Annotated in this window: 19 protein-coding genes; 9 read left to right on the forward strand and 10 right to left on the reverse strand. The window is 66.9% G+C overall.

Annotated features, from left to right (window positions below; translation table 11 throughout):
- On the reverse strand, positions 1–1194 hold the full coding sequence (locus AC1DS0_RS02410) for a bifunctional 2-C-methyl-D-erythritol 4-phosphate cytidylyltransferase/2-C-methyl-D-erythritol 2,4-cyclodiphosphate synthase (protein ID WP_476812787.1): 1194 nt from the start codon (positions 1192–1194) through the stop codon (positions 1–3).
- 183 nt (positions 1195–1377) lie between these two features.
- On the opposite strand from AC1DS0_RS02410, the gene dusB reads away from it, so the two are divergent.
- From dusB to hflX, 7 genes are all read left to right on the forward strand, one after another.
- Positions 1378–2400, forward strand: a complete 1023-nt coding sequence (gene dusB / locus AC1DS0_RS02415; RefSeq protein WP_476812788.1) for a tRNA dihydrouridine synthase DusB — start codon at positions 1378–1380, stop codon at positions 2398–2400.
- A 106-nt stretch (positions 2401–2506) separates the two neighbouring features.
- Entirely contained in the window at positions 2507–3559 is a 1053-nt protein-coding gene (locus tag AC1DS0_RS02420; protein ID WP_476813076.1) for a two-component system sensor histidine kinase NtrB, read from the forward strand.
- 28 nt (positions 3560–3587) lie between these two features.
- Positions 3588–5042: a nitrogen regulation protein NR(I) gene (ntrC, locus tag AC1DS0_RS02425; RefSeq protein ID WP_476812789.1), complete on the forward strand. Its 1455-nt coding sequence runs from the start codon at positions 3588–3590 to the stop codon at positions 5040–5042.
- Positions 5043–5276: 234 nt separating this feature from the next.
- On the forward strand, positions 5277–7553 hold the full coding sequence (locus AC1DS0_RS02430) for a sensor histidine kinase NtrY-like (protein WP_476812790.1): 2277 nt from the start codon (positions 5277–5279) through the stop codon (positions 7551–7553).
- Positions 7550–8917 (forward strand): nitrogen assimilation response regulator NtrX, encoded by a 1368-nt coding sequence (gene ntrX / locus AC1DS0_RS02435; protein ID WP_152014706.1) that lies wholly within the window; start codon positions 7550–7552, stop codon positions 8915–8917. The genes AC1DS0_RS02430 and ntrX overlap by 4 nt, the downstream gene beginning before the upstream one ends.
- Before the next feature lie 196 nt (positions 8918–9113).
- Complete coding sequence (hfq, locus tag AC1DS0_RS02440; protein WP_069880868.1) at positions 9114–9362, forward strand: RNA chaperone Hfq; 249 nt, start codon at positions 9114–9116, stop codon at positions 9360–9362.
- 47 nt (positions 9363–9409) lie between these two features.
- Entirely contained in the window at positions 9410–10780 is a 1371-nt protein-coding gene (gene hflX, locus AC1DS0_RS02445; RefSeq protein WP_476813077.1) for a GTPase HflX, read from the forward strand.
- A 12-nt stretch (positions 10781–10792) separates the two neighbouring features.
- On the opposite strand, the gene AC1DS0_RS02450 is transcribed toward hflX, so the two are convergent.
- The 9 genes from AC1DS0_RS02450 to AC1DS0_RS02490 all read right to left on the reverse strand — a co-directional run bounded on the left by AC1DS0_RS02450 (position 10793) and on the right by AC1DS0_RS02490 (position 22565).
- On the reverse strand, positions 10793–12421 hold the full coding sequence (locus AC1DS0_RS02450) for a phytoene desaturase family protein (RefSeq protein ID WP_476812791.1): 1629 nt from the start codon (positions 12419–12421) through the stop codon (positions 10793–10795).
- 50 nt (positions 12422–12471) lie between these two features.
- Positions 12472–12801 carry a heat shock protein HspQ gene (gene hspQ / locus AC1DS0_RS02455; protein WP_091829030.1) on the reverse strand — a complete coding sequence of 110 codons (330 nt, stop codon included), beginning with the start codon at positions 12799–12801 and terminating at the stop codon, positions 12472–12474.
- 117 nt (positions 12802–12918) lie between these two features.
- Positions 12919–13968 carry an HpcH/HpaI aldolase/citrate lyase family protein gene (locus AC1DS0_RS02460; protein ID WP_476812792.1) on the reverse strand — a complete coding sequence of 350 codons (1050 nt, stop codon included), beginning with the start codon at positions 13966–13968 and terminating at the stop codon, positions 12919–12921.
- Between the two features lie 125 nt (positions 13969–14093).
- A complete protein-coding gene (locus AC1DS0_RS02465; RefSeq protein ID WP_476812793.1) occupies positions 14094–15206 on the reverse strand; it encodes a DUF2865 domain-containing protein in 1113 nt (370 codons plus the stop codon).
- 267 nt (positions 15207–15473) lie between these two features.
- Positions 15474–18620, reverse strand: coding sequence for an efflux RND transporter permease subunit (locus AC1DS0_RS02470; protein WP_476812794.1), 3147 nt, complete (start codon positions 18618–18620; stop codon positions 15474–15476).
- Positions 18620–19888 carry an efflux RND transporter periplasmic adaptor subunit gene (locus AC1DS0_RS02475; protein ID WP_476812795.1) on the reverse strand — a complete coding sequence of 423 codons (1269 nt, stop codon included), beginning with the start codon at positions 19886–19888 and terminating at the stop codon, positions 18620–18622. The genes AC1DS0_RS02470 and AC1DS0_RS02475 overlap by 1 nt, the downstream gene beginning before the upstream one ends.
- A gap of 215 nt (positions 19889–20103) precedes the next feature.
- Complete coding sequence (locus tag AC1DS0_RS02480) at positions 20104–20514, reverse strand: MAPEG family protein (RefSeq protein WP_476812796.1); 411 nt, start codon at positions 20512–20514, stop codon at positions 20104–20106.
- 102 nt (positions 20515–20616) lie between these two features.
- The gene (guaB, locus tag AC1DS0_RS02485) at positions 20617–22110 is read right to left on the reverse strand and encodes an IMP dehydrogenase (RefSeq protein ID WP_152014713.1); all 1494 of its coding nucleotides are present in this window, start codon (positions 22108–22110) and stop codon (positions 20617–20619) included.
- Positions 22111–22289: 179 nt separating this feature from the next.
- Positions 22290–22565: a hypothetical protein gene (locus tag AC1DS0_RS02490; protein WP_476812797.1), complete on the reverse strand. Its 276-nt coding sequence runs from the start codon at positions 22563–22565 to the stop codon at positions 22290–22292.
- Positions 22566–22927: 362 nt separating this feature from the next.
- Here AC1DS0_RS02490 and AC1DS0_RS02495 point away from each other — a divergent pair, with 362 nt between their 5' ends.
- A complete protein-coding gene (locus tag AC1DS0_RS02495) occupies positions 22928–24367 on the forward strand; it encodes an MFS transporter (RefSeq protein WP_476812798.1) in 1440 nt (479 codons plus the stop codon).
- Between the two features lie 43 nt (positions 24368–24410).
- Positions 24411–26213 carry a single-stranded-DNA-specific exonuclease RecJ gene (gene recJ, locus AC1DS0_RS02500; RefSeq protein ID WP_476812799.1) on the forward strand — a complete coding sequence of 601 codons (1803 nt, stop codon included), beginning with the start codon at positions 24411–24413 and terminating at the stop codon, positions 26211–26213.
- Positions 26214–26236: the final 23 nt, after the last annotated feature.

Here is a 26236-nt window from a genome sequence, read left to right on the forward strand (position 1 = left end):
TCACTCCGGTTCCGGCAGGCGGATCGTCGCGGTGGCGAGTGCGGCGAGGCCCTCGCCACGCCCGGTGAAGCCGAGACGCTCCGAGGTCGTCGCCTTGGTGCCGACCTGGTCGAGGCGCAGGCCCGCGATCTCGGCGATGCGAGCACGGATGGCATCGCGATGCGGGCCGACCTTCGGGCCCTCGCAGACGATGGTCAGGTCGAGATGATCGATCCGCCCGCCGCGCTGCCGGACGCGTTCCGCGGCGAAGGCAAGGAAACGGTCCGAGGAGGCGCCGCGCCATTGCGGATCGCTCGGCGGGAAATGGCTGCCGATATCGCCATCGGCCAGGGCGCCCAGCACGGCATCGGTGAGCGCGTGCAGGGCGACGTCGCCGTCGGAATGGGCCGTGACGCCGCGGCTGTGCGGGATGCGCATGCCGCCGAGCCAGACATGGTCGCCGTCGGTGAAGGCGTGGACGTCATAGCCGGTGCCGGTGCGGGTGACGAGCGGGCGGGCGAGGCGCTGCTCGGCCAGCTCGAAATCGCCGGGATAAGTCAGCTTCAGGTTCATCGGATCTCCGGCGAAGGTCGCGACCCGGTGGCCGGCCCATTCCATGATGGCGGAATCGTCGGTGAAGCCGCCGGCTCCGGCGGCATGGGCGGCCCGGTGCGCGGCGAGGAGCGGCTGGAAGGCGAAGGCTTGCGGCGTCTGCACCGAAACGAGCTGCTCGCGCGGTAGGGTCTCTTCGATCAGGCCTGATGTGTCAACGCGCTTGACGGTATCGGTGACCGCGAGGGCCGGGATCGCGGCGGTGTGCTCTGCGCTCGCCGCCAGTGCCAGCTCGATCAGGGCTAATGAAACGAAGGGGCGGGCAGCATCATGCACGAGCACGCTGCCCGCGAACCCGGCGGCTGCGAGCGCCTCCAGCCCTGCGCGAACCGAATCCTGCCGGGTCTCGCCGCCTTCGATCGGTGCAGTCAGCCGGGCACGGGCCGCCTCCGGAAGATGGTTGATCGCATAGTCGTAGCGCGCGGCGTCACCCGCTCCGATCACCACCAGCGCGGTGACGATCCGGCTGTCCGCCAGGAAGGGCTCGAGCGTGCGGCACAGCACAGGCAGGCCGCCGAGCCGTCGGTATTGCTTCGGAGCCTCGGCTCCGGCGCGCAGGCCGCGCCCGGCGGCAACGATCAGGGCTGCGACGGCCGGTGTCATCGATCCTCTTGGGTCCAGATTATGGGGCCTCGCTGATAGGACGGCAAAGGCCTGCCGCCAAGTCATCAGCACGTCGAAGCGGAAAGCGACATGATAATCCGTCTCCACGCATGTCGATATTGCATTGCAACATGGCGTGAAATTCTCTTGCGCGGCGCACCATTTGTCCAATAAATCGGCAGAATGGAAACTGCCTCAAATTCGGGCGAGCGCAAAGGGTCGATCGGCGGGCTGCTGCCGGTCTCGCGCGCTTTCCTCGCGCCAATGTCGGGCGTGACCGATCTCGCTATGCGCCGGATCGCCGCGCGCTTCGGCGCCGGGCTCGTGGTGTCCGAGATGGTCGCGTCGGACGAGCTCGTCCGCGGCAGCGAGGAGGCGCGGCTGCGGGCCGAGGGCGCCGGCGTCACGCCGCATGTCGTCCAGCTCGCCGGCTGCGAGGCGCACTGGCTCGCCGAAGCCGCGCAGGTCGCCGAGGCCTCTGGCGCAGAGATCGTCGACATCAATATGGGCTGCCCGGCCAAGCGCGTCGTCGGCGGCTGGGCCGGCTCGGCGCTGATGCGCGATCTCGACCATGCCGTCGGCCTGGTCGAGGCCGTCGTCGCGGCGGTGAAGGTGCCGGTCACGGTCAAGATGCGGCTCGGCTGGGACGATGCCAGCCGCAACGCGCCGGAGCTGGCGCGCCGGGCTGTCGTCGCCGGCGCGGCTGCGATCACCGTTCATGGCCGCACGCGGCAGCAATTCTACAAGGGGCAGGCCGACTGGGCCGCGATCCGCCTGGTGCGCGCAGCAGGCGCGTTCCCGCTGGTCGCCAATGGCGACATCGCGACATCGGCGCAGGCGCGATCCTGCCTGGAACGGTCGGGCGCCGACTATGTCATGGTCGGTCGCGCTGCGATGGGCCGCCCCTGGCTGCCCGGCGCGATCGGCGCCGAGCTCTCTGGCCGCGAGCCGGTGGAGATTTCGCTCGCCGCCAAGCACGACATCGCCCGCGAGCATTATGAGGGCCTGCTGTCGCTGATGGGGCGCGAATCCGGCGTCCGTCATGCCCGCAAGCACCTTGCTGCCTATGCCGACGAAGCGCTCGCCAGCGGGCTGGAGCCCGACGAGAGTGCCCGCCGCGAGCTGCTCACCACCACTGAACCCGCGCGCGCAATCGCTGCGCTCGGGCAATTATTCTCAAGCGACCGCCTCGGCGCCGCCGCCTGATCACGAAAGTCCGCATATGACGATGGCGATGTTCAACGACGGTGTGGAGGGGCGGCGCGATCCTTTGTCCGACCTGCTCGAAATCCAGGCACTGAACGTCCTGCCCATGCCCGTGCTGGTGATCGGGGAGCGGCATGGCATTCTCTACGCCAACACCGCTGCCGAAGATTTTTTCCAGGCCAGCGCGCTTGTCCTGAAGCGCCAGCGCCTCGATGACCTCGTCGCCTTCGGCTCCCCGGTCCTGGGACTGGTCGAAGAGGTGCAGCGCCGCGGCGCCAGCGTCAGCGAGTATCGGCTCGAGCTCGCCTCACCCCGGCTCGGCCTCGACCGGATCGTCGACGTTTTTGCCTCATTGCTGCCCAGCCAGCCCGATGCCGTAGTGCTTCTGCTGCAAGAACGGACAATTGCCGAAAAAATGGACAGGCAATTGACGCATAGAGGGGCAGCCCGCTCAATCACGGCGCTCGGCGCCATGCTGGCGCATGAGATCAAGAACCCGCTCTCGGGCATCCGCGGTGCGGCGCAATTGCTCGAGGCTTCGGTCGGCGACGAGGATCGCCTGCTGACGCAGTTGATCTGCGACGAGGCCGATCGGATCGTGAAGCTGGTCGAGCGCGTCGAATTGTTCGGCGACGAGCGTCCGAGCGAGCGCGGGCCGGTCAACGTCCATGACGTGCTCGACCATGTGAAGCGGCTGGCGCAGTCGGGCTTCGCCCGACACATCCGCTTCAGCGAAGCCTACGATCCGTCGCTGCCTCCGGTCGCCGGCAATCGCGACCAACTCGTCCAGGTGCTGCTCAACCTGGTCAAGAACGCGGCCGAGGCGATCGGCCAGGATGCCATGGACGGCGAGATCACGCTGACCACAGCCTATCGTCCGGGCATCCGCATGCAGGCGCCTGGTTCCGGTGCCCGGCTCGCCCTGCCGCTCGAGATCGGCGTCCGCGACAACGGGCCTGGCGTGCCGCCCGACCTGCACCAGCTCCTGTTCGATCCCTTCGTCACCACCAAGGCGCAGGGAAGTGGCCTTGGACTTGCACTCGTCGCCAAGGTGATCGGCGATCACGGTGGAATCGTCGAATGCGAGTCCGTGCCGCGACGCACGACATTCCGCATTCGATTGCCCCTGCACGAGGCGAAACCGTCTCAGGCCGGGTGAAAAGACGAGTAGGACACGGAAAAAGCGCATGCCGACGGGTAACATCCTCATCGCCGACGACGACGCCGCGATCCGCACCGTCCTCAATCAGGCGCTCGCCCGCGCCGGTTACGAGGTCCGCACTACCGGCCAGGCGGCGACGCTCTGGACCTGGGCGGCACAGGGCCTCGGTGATCTCATCATCACCGACGTCGTGATGCCGGACGGCAACGCCTTCGATCTCCTGCCGCGCATCAAGCGGGTCCGGCCCGAGCTGCCGATCATCGTGATGAGCGCGCAGAACACCTTCATGACCGCGATCAAGGCTTCCGAGCGCGGCGCCTATGAATACCTGCCCAAGCCCTTCGACCTGAAGGAACTCGTCGCCATCGTTGGACGAGCGCTGTCGCGGCCGCGCGGCGATGCGCCGCGCAGCCATGCCGCCGAGCCCGAGGACATCCCGCTGGTCGGCCGCTCGCCGGCGATGCAGGACGTCTACCGCGCTCTGGCGCGGCTGATGCCGATTGACCTCACCGTGATGATCAACGGCGAGTCCGGCACCGGCAAGGAGCTGGTCGCCCGCGCCCTGCACGACTACGGCAAGCGCCGCAACGGCCCCTTCGTCGCGATCAACATGGCGGCGATCCCGAAGGACCTGATCGAATCGGAGCTGTTCGGCCACGAGAAGGGCGCCTTCACCGGAGCGCTGACCCGCTCCTCCGGCCGCTTCGAGCAGGCCGAGGGCGGCACGCTCTTCCTCGACGAGATCGGCGATATGCCGATGGAGGCGCAGACGCGCCTGCTGCGCGTGCTGCAGCAGGGCGAATACACCACCGTCGGCGGCCGCACCCCGATCAAGACCAATGTCCGCATCGTCGCCGCGACCAACAAGGACCTGCGCATCTCGATCGCGCACGGGCTGTTCCGCGAGGACCTGTTCTTCCGCCTCAATGTCGTGCCGATCCGCCTGCCGCCGCTGCGCGAGCGCGTCGAGGACATTCCGGATCTCGTCCGCCATTTCTTCGCGATGGTCGAGAAAGAGGGACTGCCACGCAAGCAGATCGATTCGGAAGCGATGGACGTGCTGCGGCGCTATCGCTGGCCGGGTAATGTCCGCGAGCTGGAGAATCTGGTGCGGCGTCTGGCCGCGCTCTATCCGCAGGAGACGATCACGGCGCCGATCGTCGAAGCCGAGTTGCAGCCGGCGACCGGCGCCCCTCTGCAAGCCGGGAGCAGCAGCAGCGCGCCGGAGCGGGCGGAAACCCTGTCGGGCTCGGTCGAGCGCCATCTCGGCCAGTATTTCGGCGGTTTCGGCGACCAGATCCCGCCGCCCGGCCTCTATCACCGCATCCTGCGCGAGATCGAGCCGCCCCTGATCGCCGCCGCCCTGGCTGCAACGCGCGGCAACCAGATTCGCGCCGCGGAGCTGCTGGGGCTCAATCGCAACACTCTGCGCAAGAAGATCCGCGAGCTCGACATGCAGGTGGTGCGCTCGCCGCGCTAGAGCCCGTTCCGATCAGCTTGCGCCGCAAGCTGATCGATAAAGCGGTCTCAAAACTCAAGGTAAGAGACGGATTCACCGATCAGGTTGAATAAGCCTGATCGGATCCGGCTCTGGCCGCCACTGTGGCTGCCTTGCATCTGTCATATTTTGACAACACCGTTGCGGCGGCGCATCAGTGCGCTGTGCGGCGGTTCCGGTGACGGAACGCCGTGGCAATGGAGCTCAGATCCCGTCTTGACCACCTCGACCGGCGACATGCGCATGACGCCCCGGAGCGACGACCCGCCACGCCGGGTCTCGGGCTGGCTCGGCGCGCTCGTCGTCGGCTTCGCGCTGGTCTCGGCGCTCACCACCTTCCTCGTGCTTTCGGGCGCGACGCCGGTCGCACCCGTCCACGAGGTCGTGGTCGGCGTCTTCATCATCAACGGCCTGCTGATCCTGCTCCTGCTGATTATCGTCGCCTTCGAAGCGGCGGTGTTGATCCGTGCCAGGCGCAAGGGTGTCGCAGCAGCCGGCCTGCATGTGCGGATCGTCAGTCTGTTCAGCATCGTTGCTGCATTGCCGGCGGTGCTCGTCGCGATCATCGCGACCGCGACGCTGGAGCGTGGCCTCGAGCCCTGGTTTTCCGACCGGATGCGCGACGTGATCTTCAAATCCGTCGAGGTCGCCGACGCCTACACAACCGGGCAATGCCGTTCGCTCGGCCGCGAGATCAGGCTGCTCGCCGACGACCTCGGGCGGGCGAAGACCGCCTACGACGCCGATCGGCGCTGGTTCGAGACCTTTCTGACGGCGCGTGCCACGGCGCTCGGCCTGCCGGTGGTCTGGATCATGAAGCCGCCGGACACCGTCGTCGTCCGCGCCAATATCGACGTGCTGCGCGACCCTCACAAGCCGAATGCCGACGCATTCGACGATGCGCAGAGCTCGCCTGAGCCGATCTGCGTGTTGCCGTCGGAGGGGCGGGTCTTCGGCGCGCTGATGAAGCTGCCGAGCTATGACGGCGCCTTCCTCTATGTCGCCCGCGAGGTCGATCCGCTCGCCGTCGAGTTCCCGGCCGTCGCCCGCGGCGCCGTGGTCGAATATCTCGGCATCGACGCGCGCCGGAAGGGCGTGCAGGTCGCCTTCGCCTCGATGTACGCGCTGATCTCGGTGATCCTGCTGCTCTCGGCGATCTGGCTCGGCCTCAACTTCGCCAATGGCCTGGTCGCCCCGATCCGGCGGATGATCCACGCGACCGACCAGGTCTCCAGCGGCAATTTCTACGTCCAGGTGCCGATACGACGAGCGGAGGGGGATCTCGCCCATCTCGGCGAGACCTTCAACAAGATGACCGCCGAACTGCGCCGCCAGCGCGACGGCCTGGTCACGGCAAGCGAAGTGATCGACCGGCGCAGGCGCTTCACCGAGACGGTGCTCTCCGGCGTCTCCTCGGGCGTGCTCGGCATCGACGAGGACGGGCACATCACCCTCAGCAACCGCTCGGCCGAGGCCCTGCTCGGCTCCGGCGGTCGGCTGCTCGGCGAGCCGGTCGCACGCGTCGTTCCCGAGATCGCGGGCTTCGTCTCCGAGGCCCTCAGCAATCGCCAGCGCCTGAGCTCCAGCCAGGCGGCGATCACCCGTGGCGGCCGCGAGCGCATGCTCAACATCCGGGCAACGCGCGAAGGCGAGGGGGCGGGTGCAGGGCTGGTCGTGACGCTCGACGACATCACCGATCTCGTCTCGGCGCAGCGCACCGCCGCCTGGGCCGACGTCGCCCGCCGCATCGCCCATGAGATCAAGAACCCGCTGACGCCGATCCAGCTCTCGGCCGAGCGCATCCGGCGCAAGTTCGGCCGCGTCATCGTCGACGACAAGGAGATCTTCGACCAGTGCACGGCGACGATCGTGCGCCAGGTCGAGGACATCCGCCGCATGGTCGACGAGTTCTCCTCCTTCGCCCGCATGCCCAAGCCCTCGCCGGCACGGGACGACATCATCGAGACGGCAAGGCAGGTCACCTTCCTGATGCGGGTCGGCAATCCCGAGATCGACATCACCGACAACCTGCCGGAGGTGCCGGTTCTGGCGCATTTCGACCGGCGCCTGATCTCGCAGGCCCTGACCAACGTCATCAAGAACGCGACCGAGGCGATCCAGGCCGTACCCGCCGAGGAGCGCGGCAAGGGCCGCATCGAGATCGGTTTCGAACGGACACAGGACGGCCGGATCGTCATCGACATCCTCGACAACGGCAAGGGCCTGCCGGCGGACCAGCGCCAGAAGCTGCTCGAGCCCTACATGACCACCCGTGACGGCGGCACCGGGCTCGGCCTCGCCATCGTCGGCAAGATCCTCGAGGACCATGGCGGTGGCATCGAATTGCTCGACCGCCCCGACGGCGCCCGCGGCGCCCGGATCAGGCTCTGGTTCATCGAGACCGGACCGCCGCCCGCCGACGAAGACAGGCCGGAAACAGGCAAGATCACGGCAAATTCCGCCGCACGACAAGTAAACGGGACGAAGGCATGAGTGCTGACATTCTCGTCGTCGACGACGAGGTCGATATTCGCGAACTGGTGGCCGGCCTCCTGGAGGACGAGGGCTATCGGACGCGCAAGGCGGGCTCCGCCGACGAGGCGCTGGCCGCGATCGCGGCACGGCGACCCAATCTCGTCTTCCTCGACATCTGGCTGCAGGGCAGCCGGCTCGACGGCTTGCAGGTGCTGGAGCTGATCAAGGAGGGCCATCCCGACCTTGCGGTGGTGATGATCTCCGGCCACGGCAACATCGAGACCGCCGTCTCGGCGATCAAGAGCGGTGCCTACGACTTCATCGAGAAGCCGTTCAAGGCCGACCGGCTCGTGCTCGTCGCCGAGCGGGCCCTGGAAGCCTCGCGCCTCAGGCGCGAGGTGCGCGAGCTCAAGACCCGCTCGGTCCAGGCCAGCCGCATCGTCGGCCGCTCGACCGCAGTCAACCAGCTGCGCCAGACGCTGGAGCGCGTCGCGCCGACCAATGCCCGCGTGCTGATCACCGGCGAGCCGGGCTGCGGCAAGGAGCTGACCGCGCGCACCCTGCACGACGCTTCGACCCGCTCGGCTGGCCCCTTCGTCGTGATCAATGCCGCGACGATCACGCCCGAGACCATGGAAGAAGAGCTGTTCGGCATCGAGGGCGGCGACGGGCGCTCGCGCCGCGTCGGCGCCCTCGAGGAGGCCCATGGCGGCACGCTCTACATCGACGAGATCGGCGACATGCCGCGCGAGACGCAGAACCGCATCCTGCGCGTGCTGGTCGACCAGAACTTCCAGCGCGTCGGCGGGGCGACCCGCGTCCATGTCGACGTCCGGATCATCTCTTCCAGCAGCCGCGACCTCGCCAAGCTGATCGCCGACGGCCAGTTGCGCGAGGACCTCTATCACCGGCTCGGCGTAGTGCCGATCCGCGTGCCGGCCCTGTCGGAACGGCGCGAGGACGTCCCCGAGCTGATCGAGTTCTTCATGGACCAGATCTCGGTCGCGTCCGGCCTGCCCAAGCGGCGGATCGGCGGCGACGCCATGGCGATCCTGCAATCGCATGAATGGCCGGGCAATGTCCGCGAGCTGCGCAACAATGTCGAACGGCTGATGATCCTGACCAAGGGCGAGCCGACGGCGGAGATCACGGTCGACATGCTGCCGGCCGAGGTCGGCGCCATGGTGCCGACGACGCCCTCCGGCTCGGGCGGCGAGAAGCTGATGAGCCTGCCGCTGCGCGATGCCCGCGAGATCTTCGAGCGCGAATATCTGATGGCGCAGATCGCCCGCTTCTCCGGAAACATCTCACGCACGGCGGAGTTCATCGGCATGGAGCGTTCAGCCCTGCACCGTAAGCTGAAATCGCTTGGAGTGGGCTGAAATCCGGCCGCCGTGTTGCACTGCACGCAAGGCGGTTGGCCGAAATTGGCGTTCCGCAACCCTTGCGCGTTCTTGCCGGGTCGCGATCTAATGGAGTGTCGGTGTTCCGACGGCCCGGCGATTGGCGCCGAAGCCGAACGGAACGATCTGGATCGCAAGGGCAAGCCGATTGCGATCCCAACAACAGGGATTACCCATGGCCGCCGAACGGGCTCAAAATCTCCAGGACACCTTTCTCAACCACGTCCGCAAGCAGAAGATTCCCCTCACCATCTTTCTCGTGAACGGCGTCAAACTGCAGGGCGTCGTCACCTGGTTCGATAATTTCTGCGTGCTGCTGCGCCGCGACGGGCATTCGCAGCTCGTCTACAAGCACGCGATCTCGACGATCATGCCGGGCCATCCGGTGCAGCTGTTCGAGCCCGAGGAAACGGACAAGGCCTGACCGTGGGCGGCAAGGCCGGCAGCTCGACGACGGGCAGCGGAAACGCAATCGGGATTTCGATCGACGCGGCCGAGCATGCCTTGGCCGCGGATACTCGCGCATTTGTGATCGGTCCCTATCTAGCGCGCCATGCCGCCAGCCGGGCCGCCGCAGGCGACGAGAACCAGCGCAGCCACGCGGCGCGGCTGGACGAGGCCTTCGGCCTCGCCGGCGCCATCGATCTCCAGATCGTCGAGGCGATCCCCGTGGTGCTGACGGCGCTGCGGCCCGCGACCTATCTCGGCAAGGGCAAGGTCGAGGAGCTCGCCGAGCGCATCAAGATCGAGGAAATCGGCCTCGTCGTGATGGACTGCGCCCTGTCGCCGGTGCAGCAGCGCAATCTCGAAAAGGCATTCGGCTGCAAGGTCATCGACCGCACCGGCCTCATCCTCGAGATCTTCGGCCGGCGCGCCCGCACGCGCGAAGGCGCGCTGCAGGTCGAGCTCGCCCATCTCAACTATCAGAAGAGCCGCCTGGTCAGGTCCTGGACCCACCTGGAGCGCCAGCGCGGCGGCTTCGGCTTCCTCGGCGGCCCCGGTGAGACCCAGATCGAGGCCGACCGGCGCATCATCCAGGAGCGGATGACCAAGATCGAGCGCGATCTCGACAGCGTGAAGCGCACCCGCTCGCTGCATCGCGCCAGCCGCAAGCGCGTGCCTTATCCGGTCGTCGCGCTGGTCGGCTACACCAATGCCGGCAAGTCGACCCTGTTCAACCGGCTGACTTCGGCGCAGGTGCTGGCGCAGGACATGCTCTTCGCCACGCTCGACCCGACGGCGCGGGCGCTGAAGCTGCCGCATGGCGCCAGGATCATGCTCTCCGACACGGTGGGCTTCATCTCCGACCTGCCGACGCAGCTCGTCGCCGCCTTCCGCGCTACGCTGGAAGATGCGATCGAGGCCGATGTGCTGCTGCATGTCCGCGACGTCTCGCATGAGGACACGCAGGCTCAGGCCGCCGACGTCCAGGGCATCCTGCGCGATCTCGGCATCGACCCGGAGGATGGCGACCGTGTCATCGAGGTCTGGAACAAGGCCGACCTGCTTTCGGGCGACGAGCGCGAGCGCCAGGCGGCGCTGACCGAGCTCAGGCCCGGCGCCTCGCGGCCGGTTCTGGTCTCCGCCTTGACCGGCGAGGGCATGGAGCGGCTGACCGATGCGATCGAGCGGCGCATCGCACGCACGCGGCCGGTCTATCGGCTCACGCTGGAACCGGGCGACGGCAAGTCCCTGGCCTGGCTGCACGCTAATGGCGAGATCCTCGAGCGCGAGGATGCGGAGGACGGCACGCTCGACCTGCTGGTGCGACTGCCGCCCGAGCGGGAAGGGGCCTTCGGCGTACGCTTCCCGCAGGCCGAACGCGTCGGCGGCAATCCCTGAGGATGAGTTCGGTCAAGCTCGCTGTGGTCGCAGCCTGAAGCGCTGGGGCTTCAGGTCGGCGAGCACGGAGCGGGCCGCATTGTGCCCCGGCGCGCCGGTGACGCCGCCGCCCGGATGGGCGCCGGAGCCGCAGAGATAGAGGCCCGGCACCGGCATGCGATAATCGGCATGGCCGAGCACTGGGCGGGCGCTGAAGAGCTGGTCGAGCGTCAGACGGCCATGGAAGATATCGCCGCCGACCAGTCCGAAACGCGCCTCCAGATCGCTCGGCGCCAGCGCCAGCCGGCCGATCACGGACGCACGGAACCCCGGAGCGTAGCGATCCACGGTGTCGATCATCAGATCGGCCACCGTATCGCGATGCGTGTCCCAGCTCTCGCCGTTCGGCAGCTGTGGCGCGACATGCTGGCAGAACAGGCTCGCGACATGCCGGCCGGGCAGGGCGAGGCTGTCATCCAGCGTCGACGGGATCAGCATCTCGACGATCGGCTCGCTCGACCAGCCCGACAGCCGCGCCTGCGCATGGGCCCGGTCCATATAGGAAAGCGACGGCGCGATGATGATGCCGGCGGTGTGATGGTCGCCCGGTTCGGGCAGGCAGGCGAAGCGCGGCAGTTCCGACAGCGCCAGATTCATCCGGAAGGTGCCGGAGCCGGAGGCATAGCGGCGGATGCGCTCGCTGAAGTCGGCGGGAACGATCGCCGGATCGACGAACCGCTCGAACAGCAGGCGCGGGTGCAGGTTGGACACCACAGCGCGCGCCCTCACCACATCGCCCTGCTCGGTCACGGCACCGGCGACCCGGCCTTTCTCGGTCAGGACTTGCGCGACCGGCGTCTCCAGCCTGATCTCGACGCCCTGTTCCACGCAGGCCCGTGCCATTGCCTGGGTGATCGCGCCCATGCCGCCGAGCGCATGGCCCCAGGCGCCGCGCTTGCCGTTGACCTCGCCGAAGACGTGATGCAGCAGCACATAGGCCGAGCCGGGCGTATAGGGGCTGGCATAGTTGCCGACCACGCTGTCGAAGCCGAACAGCGCCTTGACCGGATCGCTTTCGAACCAGCCGTCGAGCCAGTCGCCGGCCGATTTGGTGAAGAGGTCGAGGAGATCGCGCCGGGCGGACTGGTCGAATCCGGCGATGCGCCGCCCGAGCGCGGCCGCGTCCAGCATCTGGGGCAAGGCGGCAAGCCAGCCGCCATCACCGATATTGGGCGGCGCCTGCAGCACGAGATCGCGCAGCATGGCGGCGATCCGCTCCAGCCGCTCGCCGTAGGCCGATAGCCGCTCCGCGTCGCGGGCGGAGAATTTTGCCACCTCCGCTTCCGTGCGCCCCTCGCCGGCGGCGAGATAGCGCCCATCCGGCAGCGGCAGGAAGTTCGCCATGCGCCGCTCGACGATGCGCAGTCCGTGCCGTGCCAACTCCATCTCCGCGATGATGCGCGGATTGAGCAGGCTGACGGTGTAGCTCGCGGTGGAATTGCGGAAACCGGGGTGGAACTCCTCGGTGACTGCCGCGCCGCCGACGACGGCGCGCCGCTCCAGCACGGTGACCTTCAGCCCGGCCCTGGCGAGATAGAAGGCGCAGACGAGGCCATTATGGCCGCCGCCGAGAATGACGATGTCGGCATGGCTGGTGCTCACGAAACTACTCCTTCGTCAGCACGCTGCATGTCGATTGGAAGGCTGGCGGATCAGTTCAGCTCGGCCTTGTCGAGCCGGTACTTGCCCTTGCGGTCGCGCCGGAAATATTCGCGTGCCTGCGGATGACGGATCGGCTGGCCCGACTCGTCGATCACGAGGTTTTGTTCCGAGACATAGGCGACGTACTCGGTTTCCTCGTTCTCGGCGAAGAGGTGATAGAAGGGCTGGTCCTTGGACGGGCGCAGGTGCTCCGGGATAGCCAGCCACCACTCGTCCGAATTCGAGAACACCGGATCGACATCGAAAATCACGCCCCGAAACGGGTAAACGCGATGGCGCACAACGTCGCCGATGCGGAATTTCGCCGTGCGTGATTCCATGATCCTCGTTCAGCCCAAACCCGGCCCGTCACAGCCGATGTCGCCGCGACCCTGCGCTTGACGTAGGATTACGTCGCAAATGCGTCAATATCCGCGGATGTCGCGGCCAAGGCTTTTTCAGAAGCCGTAGCGCGCCGCCAGCGCGGGATCGCGGGCCGCAACCTGCCGCGCCAGGTCGACGATGACCTTGGCCTGCTTCCAGGTCGCGTCGTCCTGCATCTTGCCGTCGATCATCACTGCCCCCGAGCCGTCCGGCATCGCCTCCAGGATGCGTCTGGCGAAGGAAACCTCGTCCGGATCGGGGCTGAAGACGCGCTTGGCGATCTCGATCTGCGAGGGATGCAGCGTCCAGGCGCCGGCGCAGCCGAGCAGGAAGGCGTTGCGGAACTGCGCCTCGCAGGCGGCTCCATCCGAGAAATCGCCGAACGGGCCATAGAAGGGCTTCAAGCCGGCCGAAGCACAGGCATCGACCATCTTCGCGAGGGTGTAATGCCAAAGATCCTGCTGTGCGATCGCGCGCGAGCCACCATCGGGCGCAGGATCGGCAATGACCTTGTATTCGGGGTGGCCGCCGCCGACGCGGGTCGTCTTCATTGCGCGTGAGGCGGCGAGGTCCGCCGGGCCAAGGCTCATGCCGTGCATGCGCGGGGAAGCCGTGGCGATCGCATCGACGTTCTTCACGCCCTCGGCGGTCTCAAGGATGGCGTGGATCAGGATCGGCTTGGGCAAAGCGTGTCGCGCCTCGTACTGCGCCAGCAACTGGTCGACATAATGGATGTCCCAGGGCCCCTCGACCTTCGGCACCATGACGACGTCGAGCTTGCCGCCGATCTCGGACATGATCGCGGCGATGTCGTCGAGGAACCACGGCGAGTTCAGCGCATTGACGCGGGTCCACAGGCCGGTTGCGCCGAAATCGGTGGCCTTCGCCAGCTCGATGAAGCCGTCGCGCGCCGCCTGCTTGGCCTCGACCGGGATCGCATCCTCGAGATTGCCGAGCACGATGTCGACCTGGCCGGCGAGCTCGGGAACCTTGACACGCACCTTCTCCAGATGCGGCGGCACGAAATGGATCATCCGCTCCAGCCGCAGCGGCAGCTCGCGATAGGGCTCGGGCGCGCCGATCGCCAGCGGGCGGAAGAACTGGCGCGGCGTCTTGGTCGTCATGCTCGGCTCCATGCTGCAACGCAGCGAATGTGCCGGAAGGCCCGCCTGCCGTCCATCGGTCTTTCGGCGGGATTTGGGTGAATTATCCTAGGGCAGAAAGCCTAGGATAATTATCTCAATGCCATTCAGTTTCGCGAAAACGGCGTCTGCAGCACGACGCGCGCCGGATTGGCAATCGGATCACGCGGGGTGAGCACGCCACGCAGGCCGAGCGCATCGGCGTCGCTGGCATAGCTGTCGTCGTGCAGGCTGGCCTCGCGCACCCGCATCTGCCGGCGCAAGGCGCGGAGCTGCGCTTCCCGATGCGAGACGCCGACCTTCTCGTCGATCTTGCGGCGGTCGCTGGCAGTCAGGTCGGGCGCACCGCGGAAATCGCGAAAATCAGCGGTGTTGTAGGGCCATTTGCCGCCGGTGAAGGTCCGCACCCGTCCGTCGAGCACGATGCTGTCGCCCGGCCGCAAGGTGAAGTCGCGCAGCAGCGAGACGCGGCGATCCTTCGCGGTCGCGATGGCGGGGCGGCAGGCCGGATCGGCGCCGCGCTCATAGGCATAGGCCATCGGCAGGTGGCGATAGGTTTTGCCATCATTCGCCACGGCATCGTCGATCGTCGCGGCGCCGGCCGCGACCTTGAAGACCTTGACCGGCACGCCGGGGTTGGCGGCCTGGCAGAGCGCCTCATGCGCCTTGAGATCGGACTGGCTGCGCAGATGGCCGATCGGCGCCTGGAAGCCGTCGCAGAGGCGCACGCAGATGGTGCGTGTCACATCAGCCGCGCCGGACACCGTGTCGTAGCGGATCGCCGGCAGCTTCGGCTTCTGCTGCACCTGCTTTCGCGCCGCCTGGACCGGCTTGAACGGATTGAGCTCGACCGGCGGTGGTGCAAGGCGCCCATCCGGGCGGGCCTGCTGGAAGAAGGGCACGGACCAGGTCTGGCGGGCCGGGGCATAGGCCGACACAGGAACGGAGGCGTAGGCGGCCCGTGCCGGCACGCGCTCGGCCCGGCGGACAGCCTCCTCACGATAGAAGGCGCGGATGCCGGCATCGTCCTCGGCCTGGACCAGCGAGACGGTCAGGATCGTGCCACTCGCGCCGAGCGCGAGCCCGACACCGGTCATGGCGATCAGACGCAGGCCGCTGCTGCGACCGCGCAAAGCCGAATTCACCTTTGTCGAGGAGCTGGAACCGGTCGGCGGGACAGGATCGGAACGCAGGCAATCGACATTACGGACACGAAGCACCGCGATATCTCCATCGCTCGCTAGTTCATTGTCCGCCGCAGGTTTGGTTTAGTTTACTTTTCGTTAAGACTCAACGGCCGCACAGCAGCCGTCACCGCAAAGCCGGCGTCATCGTTAACACCGAAAAGGCGCAGGTCGTCCCGGGCGACCGAAGGGAGACCCGGGACCCATTCCGGAACCTTATTCGGAAAGGCTCCGGAATGGATCCCGGATCGGCGCAGCTGCGCCGCTTGTCCGGGATGGCCGAGGATGAAGTTGAACGCTCTTTCAATCCTGCTGGCGGTGCACGGCCTGCGGGATCGCGACCGGGATTGCACCCGGCACCGACGCCGCTTCTTCCCGTTCGCCGCGACCGCGGCCGGAGATGAAGCTGTCGACCTTGTCGAGATAGAAGTAGACGACCGGCGTGATGTAGAGCGTCAGCAATTGCGAGACGACGAGGCCACCGACCACGGCAATGCCGAGCGGCTGGCGCAGCTCCGCGCCGGCACCAGCCCCAAGTGCGATCGGCAACACGCCGAAGATCGCGGCAAAACTCGTCATCATGATCGGTCGGAAACGCACCAGCGCCGCATCGCGGATCGCCGTCAGCGCGTCGTCGCCCATCTTGCGGCGCTCGATCGCGAAGTCGACCATCATGATCGCGTTCTTCTTGACGATGCCGACCAGCATCAGGATGCCGATGATCGCGATCACCGACAGGTCCATGTGGAAGTACTGCAGTGCGAGGAGGGCGCCCAGGCCCGCAGAGGGCAGGCCGGACAGGATCGTGATCGGGTGGATGAAGCTCTCGTAGAGGATGCCGAGGATGATGTAGATCACCAGGATCGCCGCAAAGATCAGCAGGCCCTGGCCCTTCAACGCATCCTGGAAGAGCTGGGCTGAGCCGGCGAAGCTGGTGACGATCGAGGCGGGCAGGTTGATGTCGCGCTCGGCGGCGCGGATCGCGTTGACGGCATCGCCGAGCGAGACGCCCGGCGCCGTATTGAACGAGATCGTCACCGCCGGCTGCTGCGAGATCCGGTTGACCGCGAGCGGCCCGACGCTCGGCTTGATCGTCGCGACCGTCTCGAGCGGCACGTTCTGGCCGTTGGCGGCCTTGAGCATCAGGCGTGACAGCACCGCCGGGTCCTGCTGGTAGGCGCGGTCGGCCTCCATGATCACCTGGTAGTCGGTCGATGGCGTGAAGATCGTCGCGATCTGGCGCGAGCCAAAGGCGTTGCCGAGCGCCTGGCGGATCTGGTCGCTGGAGATGCCGAGACTGGCGGCGCGCTCGCGGTCGATGTCGATCGAGAGCTGCGGGTTGCGCAGTTGCAGGTCGATATTGGCGTCGCGCAATTGGGGCAGCTGCGACAGGCGCTGCTGCATCAGCGGCGCGTAGTTGAAGAGGGCGCCAAGATCAGGCCCCTGCAGCGAATAGAGGTACTGCGCCCGCGAGGCGCGGCCGGCGTTGAGGTTGATGTTCTGGACCTGCTGGAACACCGCCGTAATACCCGGCACCTCGGAGACGGCGCGGCGCAGGCGCGCGATCACGACCTCGGCCTTGTCGCGCTGCTCCTTCGGCTTCAGCGCGATGAACATGAAGCCGTTATTGGTGGCGTTGAAGCCGCCGATATTCGAGGTCAGGTAGTCGATCGCAGGATCGGCCTTGACGATCTCGGCGAGACGGATCTGGCGCGCCGCCATCGCCTCGAACGAGGTGTCGGGCGGGCCTTCCGTCGAGCCGCGCAGGAGGCCGGTATCCTCGGTCGGGAAGAAGCCCTTGGGCACGTCCATATAGAGCTGGACCGAGACATAGACGGTGCCGAGCGTCACCAGCAGCATCAGGACGCGCGCCTTGAGCACGAGGTCCAGCGTCCAGCGATAGGCGGAGAGCATGCCCTGGAAGCCGGCTTCGAACACGCGTTCGACGATATTCGGCTTCTTGTGATGGTCATGCGCCTTGAGGAAGCGGGCGCACAGCATCGGCGTCAGCGTCAGCGAGACGAAGCCGGACACGATGATCGCCGCCGCGATCGTGCCGGCGAATTCGGCGAAGACCTTGCCGACCACGCCGCCCATGAAGAAGACCGGGATGAAGACGGCGACCAGCGAGATGGTGATCGACAGGATGGTGAAGCCGATCTCGCGCGAGCCGTCGAGCGCTGCCTGGAACGGCTTCTTGCCCATCTCGATATGCCGGATGATGTTCTCCAGCATGACGATGGCGTCGTCGACGACGAAACCCACTGCGAGCGTCAGGGCCAGCAGCGAGATGTTGTCGAGCGAATAGCCCAGCGCGAACATGATCGCGAAGGTGCCGACCAGGGAGATCGGCAGCGCCAGCGTCGGGATCACCGTCGCGGCGAAGCTCTTCAGGAACAGGAAGATTACCATGATCACGAGGGCGATCGCGATCATCAGCGAGACCTCGACGTCCTCGACCGCCTCACGGATCGGGATCGAACGGTCGTTGAGGACGTGCAATTCGATCGCCGCCGGCAATTGCGCACGATAGGCGTCGAGCTTACTCTTGATGCTGTCGACGACCTGGACGGTGTTGGCGTCCGACTGGCGGTAGACCGCCAGCATGATCGAGCGCTGGCCGTTATACCAGCTGCCGGTCTGGTCGTTCTCGACGGAATCGTAGATCTGCGCGACGTCGTTGAGCCGGATCGGCACACCGTTCTTCTGCGAGATGATCAGGTTGCCGTATTCGCCGGCGCGTTCCATCTGGCCGGTGGCGCCGAGCGTCAGCCGCTGGTTGGAGCCGTTCAGCGTGCCGACCGGGGAGTTCGAATTAGCGGCGGCGATGGCGGTGCGGACTTCGGCGAGGGAGAGGCCGCGGGCCGAGACGGCGTCGGGGTTCACCCGCACCCGCACCGCATATTTCTGCGCGCCGAAGATGTTGACCTGGGCGACGCCCGGAAGCTGCGAGATCTGCTGCTGCAGGATGTTCTCGCCGAACTCGTGGACCTCGTAGAGCGGCTTGGTCGCCGAGGTCAGCACCATGAACAGCACCGGCTGGTCGGCCGGGTTGACCTTCCTGAAGCTCGGCGGGGCCGGGAGCTCCGGCGGCAGGCGCCGCACGGTGGCGCTGAGCGCCGCCTGCACGTCGAGCGCGGCGCCGTCGATGTTGCGATTGAGGTCGAACTGCAGCGTGATCGAGGTCGAGCCCTGCTGCGAGACCGACGACATCGAGGTGATGCCGGAGATCGAGGCGAACTCGCGCTCCAGCGGCGCCGCGACCGAGGAGGCCATCGTCTCGGGGCTCGCACCCGGCAGGCGGGCGCTGACATTGATGGTCGGGAAATCGACCCGGGGCAGCGCCGCGACCGGCAGCTGCTTGAAGGCGAACAGCCCGAAGATCAGGAACGTCGCCATCAAGAGGGTCGTCATGACCGGGCGACGGATGCAGAGCTCGGGCAGGTTCATCAGCCGGCGCTCCCCCGCTGGGAGGTGAGATTGGGTGCCGGCGGGCTCTGTCCGCCGCGGCCGCGCTCGATCGTGCGCGCGCCTTCTGTCAGCAGCAGCTGCCCGTCGATCACCACGGTCTCGTCACCGGTCAGACCGGAGGCGATGACGGCGCGGTCGTCGACATTGCGAGCGACGACGATCGGCCGAGCGCGGGCGACATTGTTCTCGATCACGAAGACATAGGAACCGTTCTGGCCGGTCTGGACGGCCTCGCGCGGCACGGTGACGGCATCGGGCTCTGTCCGCAGCGTCAGCCTGACCTGGCCGAGCGCGCCAGGCCAGAGCGTCTCGGCGGGGTTGTCGAAGCTGGCGCGGATCTGGATCGTGCCGGTCGTCGCATCGACTGCGTTGTCGATCACCGCGATCGTGCCTTCGACGCTTTTGCCGGCGCCCTGCTGGGTCGCCTGGACGACCGCCGTCTTCGTCTGCATCGCCTCGCGGATCTCGGGCAGATAGCGCTGCGCCACGGCGAAGCTGACATAGATCGGATCGATCTGGTTGATCGTCGCCAGCATCGCCGAGCTGTCGCCGCTCTTGGCGATGTTGCCTTCCTTGAGAGCGGCGACACCGACGCGGCCCGAAACCGGCGCGCTGATCGTATAATAGCTGAGCTGGACGCGCAGGCTGTCGACAGCCGCTTCACCGCCACGGATCGCGGCACGCAGCGTACTCACAGCCGTGCGGGCCGTGTCCAGCCGCGCGTCGGTGGCGATTTCGCGCCGGGAGAGCTCTTCGGCCCGGCGCAGATCGGATTCAGCCGCGATAAGCGAAGCCTTGTCGCGCGCGACATTCGCCTCGGCCTGACGCAACTGCGCCTCGAGTTGGCGTGAATCCAGCCGGAACAGCACATCGCCCTTGTTGACCATGGCGCCGTCCCGGAATTCGACCGCCATGATCTGGCTGTCGACGCGCGAGCGGATGTTGACGGTGGAGATCGCCTGGACGGTGCCGATCGCATCGATCCGCACCGGCATCGCCCGGCGCTCGACTTTGGCGGTGACGATCGTCACAGGCGGGCGGTTGGCCTGGCCGGAGCGGTTGTTGCCGCCCGCTGCGGGGGCTGATGCCGTCGCGACCGGCTTGGCCGGGCTAGGGATCACCTTGCCGTAAGGGACCTGATCGAGCGGCCAGGGAACGGGACGGCCCGTGTAATGAAGAAACGCGCCCGCGGCGAGCACGCCCGCGGCCGAGAACAGAGCCACACGCCCGAAAGTCAGCACTGCCATAGAAAGCCTTGCGCCACGGGAACGCCGTATCCGGCTAATCCGGACGGTCGCTCCCCACATTGTCCTCACCGCAAGAATTTAGCATGAAGACGGCCCGGTTTCGACGCAAGTGTCTAACACGGTTTATTGAGCGCTGTAGCGACGAGGTGACAGGACGACAATTCGGTCGGTCGAAATCGACGCCACACGTCTTGCGTGCGATAAGCAAAGGCTGTTCAAAGAACAGCAATCACGATGCCGACCCACATGAAGAACAGGCAGGCAATGCCGGCTGCGAAGATGAGCGCGCGCTGCTTCAGGCTGTTGGTTCCAGTGTGAACCAATGTATGGACGACACGCGTCGCAACATAAGCCCAGGCCAGCGCCGCCATGACATATCCGGTCGCGCCGACATGAATCGCGATCAGGATCAATGCGAAGAACAGGACCGGCGTCTCGAACTGATTACTGAAATTGGCCGCAGCGAGCCGGGCCGAGTCAGGATAACGCTCGGTCGAGACGGCGATATCTGCGAGCCCGACCTCGCGATTGGCGAAGGCCTGCTTGCGGCGCCGGAACATGATGACGAGGACGACGAAGCTCCAGAGGATCTGGGCCAGCGCCGGATAGATCAGCTTCAGGGTCATGTCGTCCTCTTCGCGGAGCGGCGGACCGACAACTGGGTCCACCCTCCGGAAGTATCTGATGCCCGATCCAAAAAGGACAGATCGCCGTGAGGCGCTCCGAGATCAGGAGCGCGTCGGGTAGTTCGGGCTTTCGCGGACGATCGTCACGTCGTGGACATGGCTCTCACGCAGGCCGGCGCTGGTGATGCGGATGAATCGGGCCTTGTTGCGATAGTCCTCGAGGTTGCGGCCACCGACATAACCCATCGCAGCGCGCAGACCGCCGGCGAGCTGATGCAGCACGCCCGAGACCGGGCCCTTATAGGCGACCTGGCCCTCGATGCCCTCAGGCACCAGCTTCAGCGCATCCTTGATGTCCTGCTGGAAATAGCGGTCGGCCGAGCCGCGTGCCATCGCACCGACCGAGCCCATGCCGCGATACGCCTTGTAGGAGCGCCCCTGGTAGAGGAAGGTCTCGCCCGGCGTCTCGTCGGTGCCGGCGAGCAGCGAGCCGACCATGGCGCAGGCCGCGCCGGCCGCGAGCGCCTTGGCGAGGTCACCGGAATATTTGATACCGCCATCGGCGATGATCGGGATGCCGGCTTTCTGCCCAGCCGAGGCCGCATCCATCACCGCAGTGAGCTGCGGCACGCCGACGCCGGCGACGATACGTGTGGTGCAGATCGAGCCCGGGCCGATGCCGACCTTGATCGCGTCGGCACCGGCATCGATCAGGGCTTGCGCGCCGCCGGCGGTGGCGACGTTGCCGGCGATGACCTGGACGGCATTGGAGAGCTTCTTCACCCGCGTCACCGCCTCCAGAACCTTGGCCGAGTGGCCATGGGCGGTGTCGACGACGATGAGGTCGACGCCGGCGTCGATCAGCATCTCGGAGCGCTCGAAGCCGAGGTCGCCGGTCGTCGTCGCTGCCGCAACGAGGAGCCGGCCCCGGCTGTCCTTGGCGGCATTGGGATGCGTGACCTGCTTCTCCATGTCCTTGACGGTGATCAGGCCGATGCAGCGATAGTGATCGTCGACCACCAGCAGCTTCTCGATGCGGAACTGATGCAGCAGGCGGCGGGCTTCATCCTGTGCGACGCCCTCGCGGACCGTGATCAGGCGGTCCTTGGTCATCAGCTCCGAGACGGGCTGTTCCGGATTGGCGGCAAAGCGCACGTCGCGATTGGTCAGGATGCCGACCAGCTTGCCGTTGTGCCCCTGTGGCCCGCGCTCGACGACCGGGATGCCGGAAATGCCGTTGTTACGCATCAGCGTGAACGCGTCTGCCAGCGTCTCGTCGGGATGGATCGTGATCGGGTTGGCGATCATCCCGGATTCGAATTTCTTGACCAGGCGGACCTGGGCGGCCTGCTGGTCGGGGTCGAGATTGCGATGCACGACGCCGAGGCCGCCGGCCTGCGCCATGGCGATCGCCATCTTCGCCTCGGTCACCGTATCCATCGCCGAGGCGATGATCGGCAGGTTGAGCGAGATCGTCTTGGTGAGCTTGGTCGAGATGTCGACATCGCCAGGCATCACCTCGGACGGGCCGGGCTCGAGCAGCACGTCGTCGAAGGTGAAACCGTCGCGAATGAGGCCGTCAGTGATCGTCGCCATCGTCAACTCCGGGGCCGGTGCGGCCGGCACTGAAAAGTGGCAGGGCGGGTGTGCCCTAAGCCGAGTTGACGAGGCCCGATATCACGCGTGTGACGTGCCCGCTAGGGGCGTCGTGACAAAAACTGTCGAGGCGGTCGCGGCATGAAGCCACGACCGCCTCGATCATCACCGGCAAACCGTCACTGCTTCCGGACGGGACGCGTCTGACTGGCCTGCGCCGCGGGAGCTGCAGCGTTGGGCATCACGAAGAAACAGCCATTGCCCATCATCATGCTGCCCTGGGCGTTGGCCATCTGCTGGCAATCCTTCTGACGGCCGCAATTGGTGGTCCGCAGAATGTCGCCCGAGCCCGGCGTGACGACACGCATCGCGCAGCCTTCCTCCCAGCTGGTCGATTGCGCAAGGGCCGGCGCTTGCCCCGCCCCGAACAGGGCGGCTCCGGCGAGCAGCGCCAATGCGGCTCCGTGACGAAGCGCGGTCGAAGTGAACAAGCGGACGTTATGGTGAGTGGAGTTGGTCATGAGACACCTCTTGCCCGCGGACCGGCCGCGTCGGCGTATGCGAAATCATCGCCCCTTCAACTCACAGATAGGTACGGTTCAGCCGAATTGTCTTGCCGCAAACGCATAACGGAGCCGCTTTCACGTCCTCGTGACGACTTGAGAGCAGATCGGAAGCCGGCTTTCCCTGAATAGCCACAGTCCACGCGCCATGCACCGCGTGCAACCCTCGTCACCACGCCTGGATCGGCCCTCGCCAGCTGGATAGAGCCGCATTAAAGGGGCAGCGGGCGGCCAAAATCCGAAAGTCCGATTCCTTGCAGCGCGCCAAGCTCCTGCCCCTGATCGTCGCCTGCGCGTTGTTCATGGAGAACACCGACTCGACGGTGATCGCGACCTCGCTGCCGGTGATCGCCAGGTCGCTCGGCGAGGATCCGATCGCGCTGAAGCTGGCGCTGACCTCCTATCTCGTCAGCCTCGCTGTCTTCATCCCGATCTCCGGCTGGATGGCCGACAGGTTCGGGGCCCGCACCATCTTCAGGACGGCGCTCTGCATCTTCATGTTCGGCTCGGTGCTCTGCGCCTTCTCGAACTCGCTTGGCGCCTTCGTCGGGGCGCGCTTCATTCAGGGCATGGGCGGGGCGATGATGGTGCCGGTCGGCCGGCTCGTCATCCTGCGCAGCGTCGAGAAGTCGGAACTGGTCAGTGCGCTGGCCTATCTGACAGTGCCGGCGCTGGTCGGCCCGGTCGTCGGCCCCGTGGTCGGCGGTTTCATCACCACCTATTTCGACTGGCGCTGGATCTTCTTCATCAACCTGCCGATCGGCCTGCTCGGCATCGCGCTCGCCACGATGTTCTTCGAGGATATCCGCGAGGAGGACGTCGCTCCGCTCGACATCAGGGGCTTCCTGTTGTCCTCGACCGGTTTCGCCGCGCTGATGCTCGGCCTTGCCACCGGTGGGCGCCATCTCGTTCCGCTGGCAGTCTCCTATGGCTGCGTCGTCTTCGGTGTCGCGGCGCTGGTCGTCTACTGGTTCCATGCCCGTCGGCTGGCCTATCCGGTGCTCAATCTCTCGCTGCTGCGCATTCCGACCTATCGGATCGGCGTCCTCGGCGGCTCGATCTTTCGCGTCGGCATCGGCGCGATCCCCTTCCTGCTGCCTTTGATGCTGCAGCTCGGTTTCGGGCTCGACGCGCTGCAATCTGGCCTGATCACCTTCGCTTCGGCCGCCGGCGCCCTCGTGATGAAGACGCTGGCGAAGACGATCCTCGCCCGCTTCGGCTTCCGCGGCGTGTTGACGTTCAACGCGCTGATCGGCTCGGCCTTCCTGGCAGCTTCAGGCCTGTTCACGCCGACGACGCCGCACTGGATCATGCTCGGCGTGCTCTTCGTCGGCGGCTGCTTCCGCTCGCTGCAGTTCACCGGCATCAATGCGCTGAGCTATGCCGACGTCTCGAACCGCGACATGTCGAGCGCGACCAGCTTCTCCAGCGTCGCCCAGCAATTGTCGCTCAGCCTCGGCATCACCGTCGGCGCCTTCGCCCTCGAAGCCGCCAATCTCTACAATGGCGGCAAGAACCTCAGCGCCGGCGATTTCTGGCCGGCCTTCGTCCTGGTCGGCCTGATCTCGGCCTCGTCGGCGCTATGGATGATCAGGCTGAAGCCCGATGCCGGCGCCGAGGTTTCCGGGCATGCCCCGGTGAGCGCCCGCAAGGTCACCGCTCAGGCGATCGAGGACCAGAAGCCGCTCGAGTGATGCACCGATTGACGAAGCCGCGCCGCTGCGCCAGCGGTGGCGCATGACCCTCGGCCAGAATCGCCTGTTCCTCGGCGTCGGGCACTCCGCCCTTGGACGCCCCTGGCGCAACCGCCTCGATCCTGCCGGCCTCGCGCAAGCCGAGGCGCTGGCGCAGGTCGAAGGCGTGCCCGACACGCTGGCGCGCGTCCTGGCCGGCCGCGGCGTCGCCTCCAGCGAGGCGCTGCGCCATCTCGAACCGAAGCTGCGCGACCTGCTGCCGGACCCGTCCGTGCTGCGCGATATGGACCGCGCGGCCGCGCGGCTGGCACAAGCAGCCATCGCCGGTGAGAAGGTCGCGATCTTCGGCGACTACGACGTCGACGGCGCCTGCTCGGCCGCGCTGCTCGCCGGTTTTCTCGCCGAGGCCGGAGCGAAGCCACGCATCCATATCCCCGATCGCCTGATCGAGGGCTATGGCCCGAATGCCGAGGCGATCACGATGCTGGCCGGCGAGGGCGCGACGCTGCTCGTCACGGTCGACTGCGGCACGACCAGCCACGAGCCTCTACAGCAGGCGACTCGGCTCGGTCTCGACACTGTCGTGCTCGACCATCACCAGGCGCCCGAATTGCTCCCCGAAGTCCAGGCGCTGGTCAATCCGAACCGGCAGGACGATCTCGCCGGCCTGGGCCATCTCTGTGCCGCCGGCGTCGTCTTCCTGACGCTGGTCGCGACCAATCGCGAACTGCGCCGGCGCGGCGCCTGGCAGGCGAGGGGCGGTGAGCCCGATCTGCTCGCAGCGCTCGACCTCGTCGGGCTTGCTACGGTCGCCGATGTCGTGCCGCTGATCGGCCTCAACCGCGCCTTCGTGCGCCAGGGCATCGTCATGATGCGGCTGCGCCAGCGGCCGGGCCTCGCGGCATTGCTCGATGTCGCCGGCCTCGATGGGCCCGTGCAGGCCTGGCATCTCGGATTCCTGCTCGGGCCGCGCATCAATGCCGGCGGGCGCATCGGCGACGCGGCTCTCGGCGCACGGTTGCTCCTGACATCGGACGAGGTCGAGGCCCGTACGATCGCCGCCGAGCTCAACCGGCTCAACCAGGAACGCCAGGAGATCGAGCGTGCCGCGGTCGAGGAGGCGGTGGCCGAGGTCGAACATCGCTTCGAGGATGCAGCCTCGCATCCGGTGCTGGTCGTCGGCTCGGCCGATTGGCATCCGGGCATCGTCGGGCTGATCGCGGGCCGTTTGAAGGAACGGTTCAACCGGCCGGCCTTCGCGCTGGCGCGCAACGCCAATGGTGGCGCGACCGGCTCGGGCCGCTCGATCGCCGGCGTCGATCTCGGCTCGGCCGTGCGCCATGCGGTCGAGGCCGGCCTTGCGGTCAAGGGCGGCGGCCATGCCATGGCGGCCGGCGTGACGCTGGCGCCAGGGCAGGAGGACGCCTTCGCCAATTTCGTCAGCGAACGGCTGGCTCGCGGCGTCGCCGGCTCGCGCGAGGCCGAAGCCCTGCTGATCGACGCGGCGATCAGCGCCGGCGGCGCCAATCCGCGCCTGCTCGCCGAGATCGACCGGGCCGGCCCCTTCGGCGCCGGCTGCCCGGAGCCGGTCTTCGTGCTGCCGGCGCACCGCCTGACGGAGGTGATCGAGGTCGGCGCGGGCGGGCATCTGCGCGTCAAGCTGCGGGCTGGCGATGGCGCCACGATCGGCGGAATCGCCTTCCGGGCCGCGCGCGAGCCGCTCGGCCAGGCGTTGCTGGTGGCACGTGGCGAGAGCGTGCATCTGGCTGGCACATTGACGCTGAATCGCTGGGGCGGCAGCGAGCGGGCCGAGCTGCGTGTGATCGATCTCGCTCGGCCGCTGTGAGCGGATGCGAAAAACCCTGAAAA

It is taken from the genome of Allobosea sp. P4_H5 (genome assembly GCF_056400825.1).